We start from the raw sequence: 2,013 nt of genomic DNA on the forward strand, positions 1-2,013 counted from the left end.
CGGCCAGCACCTTGTCGAGGTCGGCGAGCAGGAGGTCGGCAGCGCGGGTGAGCTGGACGTTGAGGCAGGTATCGAGCACGTCGGAGGAGGTCATGCCCTGGTGCACGAAGCGCGCCTCGGGGCCGACGATCTCGGCGAGATGGGTGAGGAAGGCGATGACGTCGTGCTTGGTTTCGCGCTCGATCTCGTCGATGCGGGCGACGTCGAAGGTGGCGTTCTTGGCCTTGGCCCAGACCGTTTTGGCGGCCTCCTTGGGGATGGTCCCGAGTTCGGCCAGGGCGTCCGCCGCATGCGCCTCGATCTCGAACCAGATCTTGAACCGGGTCTGCGGTTCCCAGATCGAGGCCATTTCGGGACGGGTATAGCGGGGGATCATTGGGGCGGCTCCAGGAAGGTGGGCGGGCGCAAGGGGGCGCCGGCCAGAATGCTTTTTACGCCGTGATGTAACAGAGCGGGCAGGGTGAAACAAACGATCTGGGGCCGGGAGGCGCCCGGCTGTCCACCGACCGGGCGGCAGGGGGCCGGCCAGCCTACAAAAAGGAGCTGTCAATCACGGATCATTGACTGACAGATATTGAAATCTGTCAGCGAGACGTGTATATCCGTCCACGGACGTTCCGATTGGGCGTCCCGCGACAAGCCCCGGGGAGCCCGACATCCGACAAGCTCGGATCGGAAGGCGAGTTGAAGAACGGGGACCGCGGACGAATGGAGACTTAGGACAATGACCACCGAAATCATCAATCTCACCGGCGTGATTGGGCAATGGCTCAATTTGCTGGTGGCGCGCCGGATCGCGGCGCAGGCTGCAAAACTGCCGCATTAAGGCATAGGCTTCCGAACGACCGGCAAGGGCGCTTCGGAAGTGGCCCTACTGCCGGGAAACTGAGCCCTGAACGGGAATATGGTGCTGGCATGAATGAAGCCGTTGTGTTGACGCCGGAGCGGATCCTCGAAGTCACCGAGGACGTGCTCAGGCGTTACGGACTTGCCAAGGCCACCGTGGTCGACGTTGCCCGCGCGCTCGATGTGAGTCACGGCAGCGTCTATCGCCATTTCCCGAGCAAGGCCTCGCTGCGCGAGGCCGTTGCCAAGCGCTGGCTCGATCGGATCGACGCGCCGCTCCGTGCGATCGCGGAGGAGCAGGGTCCGGCGCCCGTGCGGCTCGACCGCTGGCTGCGGACGCTGTTTGCCGCCAAGCGTTCGCGCGTGCTCGACGACCCCGAGATGTTCGACACTTATCTGACCCTCGCGCGGGAGGCCTGTGCTGCCGTCAAGTGTCACAAGGACACCATGATCGACCAGATCGCGGCGATCCTGACCGACGGCGTCAAGCAGGGCGAATTCGCCGTTGGCGACGTGAAGGCGACCGCGCGCGCGATCTTCGATGCGACCGTCCGCTTTCATCATCCCGCCCATGCCGACGAGTGGAAGGACGCCGATCTCTCCGCGCGCGTCGATGCGACGCTGGCGCTGCTGCTGCGCGGGTTGAAGGCTTAAGCCACGTTTCCCCGTCATGGCCGGGCTTGTCCCGGCCATTACTCAGACACCAACGCCCGATGACTCCGTTAAATTCTCGTCAGCCCACAAGTAGCGGCGAGCCGCACCAGCTGCGCATCCGTGCGGGCGCCGGTCTTCGACTTGATCAAGTAGTGATAGTTCTGCACCGTCTTGACGCTGAGATTGAGATGCGCCGCGATCTCTTCCGTGGTGGCGCCGCCGGCGAACTGGCGCAGGATCTCGATCTCGCGCTCGCCCAGTTGATCGAGCACTGAACCCGCCGACAGGCTGTCCTCCGCCAGAATATGCGCGATGTCGTCGCTCATGGCGCGCTCGCCGCGGGCGACGCTGCGGATGGCGTTCACGACGGCGGACGGTTCGCTGCTCTTGGTGACGAAGCCGCTCGCACCCGCGCCGAAGGCCGCCTTCACCAGCACGGCCTCGTTGTGCATGGTGAAGACGAGAATGCGCGCCCGCGGGCTGCGGGCGCGGATGTTGCGGATCGCCTCCAGC

3 protein-coding genes are annotated in these 2,013 nt (G+C 64.7%); 1 reads left to right on the forward strand and 2 read right to left on the reverse strand.

The genetic code is table 11. The annotated features are described in order from the left end of the window. Positions 1-376 (reverse strand): lyase family protein (locus JHD07_RS07180; protein WP_291620460.1); only part of this gene is annotated, 376 nt, incomplete at its 3' end. Between the two features lie 539 nt (positions 377-915). On the opposite strand from JHD07_RS07180, the gene JHD07_RS07185 reads away from it, so the two are divergent. Continuing rightward, positions 916-1,500, forward strand: a complete 585-nt coding sequence (locus JHD07_RS07185; protein WP_291620462.1) for a TetR family transcriptional regulator — start codon at positions 916-918, stop codon at positions 1,498-1,500. A gap of 68 nt (positions 1,501-1,568) precedes the next feature. On the opposite strand, the gene JHD07_RS07190 is transcribed toward JHD07_RS07185, so the two are convergent. Further along, on the reverse strand, positions 1,569-2,013 hold a 445-nt coding region (locus JHD07_RS07190; protein ID WP_291620464.1), incomplete at its 5' end, for a response regulator transcription factor.

It is taken from the genome of Bradyrhizobium sp. (assembly GCF_016462955.1).
Taxonomy (GTDB): Bacteria; Pseudomonadota; Alphaproteobacteria; order Rhizobiales; family Xanthobacteraceae; genus Bradyrhizobium.